Source organism: Microbacterium sp. (genome assembly GCF_049661145.1).
Classification (GTDB): domain Bacteria; phylum Actinomycetota; class Actinomycetes; order Actinomycetales; family Microbacteriaceae; genus Microbacterium.
The window spans coordinates 1-2,146 of the sequence record NZ_JBASZT010000357.1; the positions used below are offsets into that span (position 1 = coordinate 1).

Genomic DNA, 2,146 nt, shown 5'->3' on the forward strand with positions numbered 1-2,146 from the left:
GCTGCCGCCGTGGCGGCTCCTGCGGCGGCCACCGCGACCGCCGTCGCCGAGCCGGATGCCGGGGTCGGCGCACTCGTCCAGGTGTCCTCGCCGCTCGATGGCACAGTGGTCCCGCTCGACAAGGTCCCCGACCCCGTCTTCGCGGGCGGAGTCATGGGACCGGGCGTCGCGATCGAGCCCACCGGTGACACCGTCTACGCACCCGGAGTGGGAGTCGTCGCCGCAGCCCAGCCCACCGGGCACGCGTTCGGCCTGCAGCTGGACAACGGCGCCGAGATCCTCATCCACGTCGGGATCGACACCGTCAACCTCAAGGGTGAAGGCTTCGACGTCAAGGTGAAGAACGGCGACCGTATCGAGGCCGGCACCCCGCTCGTCACATTCGACCGCGCCGTCATCGAGAAGGCGGGCTACCCGCTGATCACGCCGGTCATCGTCCTGAACGCCGACGAGTTCGACACCGTCGACCCGGTCGCGCTCGGTCCGACGACGCACGGCACGCCCCTGCTCGACATTCAGAAGAAGGCGTAGCCCGGGATCCCCTCAACGGCTGCGGTTTCCTGTTCCGGCGCCCGAAACCTGTGGTGCCCCGACAGGAGACTGCAGCCGTTGCCCGATGGCAGTGGCGCGTCCTCGGTCGTCGAGCGACGAGCGCAGCGAGGAGCCGAAACGCCCCGAGCCGCGTCGGGCTCAGCGCACAGGGCTGCCGAGGGCCACCACCGCGTCCCAGACCGCGTCGGCGACGTCGCACTTGGTGCCCGCGGCATCCGCAACGACCTCGTCGTGCGCGTCGAGCAGCACGACCCGGTTCTCGGTGGTCTCGAACCCTTCGTCCCACGAGACCCGGTTGACGGCGAGCAGATCGACGCCTTTCCGGGCACGCTTGCGGCGGCCGCGCTCGACCAGTTCGGCGTCATCCGCGGCGGTCTCGGCCGCGAAGCCGACGAGGAGCTGACCCGGGCGGCGGCCGGCGACGAGCCCCGCCAGGATGTCCGGGTTCTCCACGAGCTCAAGCCGGGGGATGCCGTCCTCCTTGCGCAACTTGCCGGGCGCGATCGCGGCGACTCGGTAGTCGGCAACGGCGGCGACCATGGCCACGACGTCGGCGGTGGCCGCGGCATCCGTCATCGCGGACTGAAGCTCGGCGGCGGTCGACACGCGCACGACGGCAACGCGCGGATGCCGCGATGCCTCCGTGAGCACCCCGTCATCGACGTGTGCGGCGACCAGGGTCACGTCGGCCCCGCGGTCGGCGGCGGCCTGCGCGAGCGCGGCACCCTGTCGGCCGCTCGAGCGGTTGCCGAGAAAGCGGACCGGATCGATGGGTTCGCGCGTCCCCCCGGTCGACACCGCGACCGACAGGCCCGCGAGGTCGTGGCGGGCTTTCCCGCTGACGCCGCCGGCCGCATCTCCTCGGGCCACCACCGCGAGCGCAGCGGCGGCGATCTCGTCGGGCTCGACCATGCGCCCCGGTCCGCTGTCGCCGCCCGTGAGCGGGCCGTCCGCCGGCCCGACCACGTGCACGCCGCGCTCCCGCAGGGTGTGAAGGTTCTGCTGCGTCGCGGCGTGCTCCCACATCGCGGTGTGCATCGCGGGGGCGACGACGACCGGCGCCGTCGTGGCCAGCAGAGTCACTCCCAGCAGGTCATCGGCCAGGCCGGCAGCCATGCGGGCGAGTGTGTGCGCCGTCGCGGGGGCGACGATCACGAGATCGGCCGATGTGCCCAGCGCCACATGGCGCACCTGGGCGACATCCTCGTGCACACTGGTCGTGACGGGGTTTCGGCTCACCGCTTCCCACGTCGCGGTGCCGACGAAGCGCAGGGCATCGACGGTGGGAACAACGTGCACCTCGTGGCCGTTGGTCACCAGCGTGCGCACCAGTTGCACCGTCTTGTACGCGGCGATGCCGCCCGTCACACCCACGACAACGAACATGGTCCGATCCTCCCACGCGCCTGCGACCAGGCGCACGGCGGGCGGACGGAGAGGTCCCCAGACCGTGTGCACCGTCATCGTCCACGTTCCTGATGCGCCGCATCAGCCCGTGCGGCTGCTGGCCGTGCGCGACGAGGATCCGGCACGCACGTGGGATCCGCTCGGCGCGTGGTGGCCGGAGCATCCGGGCGTCGTCGGGGTGCGCGAC

General features: G+C 72.0%; 2 protein-coding genes. One reads left to right on the forward strand and one right to left on the reverse strand.

Annotated features, from left to right (window positions below; all coding sequences use genetic code 11):
* Positions 1 to 531: PTS sugar transporter subunit IIA (locus WBP48_RS14720; protein ID WP_424441504.1), on the forward strand; the 531-nt coding region annotated here is incomplete at its 5' end.
* 159 nt (positions 532 to 690) lie between these two features.
* Here the strand turns inward: WBP48_RS14720 and coaBC are convergent.
* On the reverse strand, positions 691 to 1,938 hold the full coding sequence (gene coaBC / locus WBP48_RS14725; RefSeq protein WP_424441505.1) for a bifunctional phosphopantothenoylcysteine decarboxylase/phosphopantothenate--cysteine ligase CoaBC: 1,248 nt from the start codon (positions 1,936 to 1,938) through the stop codon (positions 691 to 693).
* Between the last annotated feature and the right edge of the window lie 208 nt (positions 1,939 to 2,146).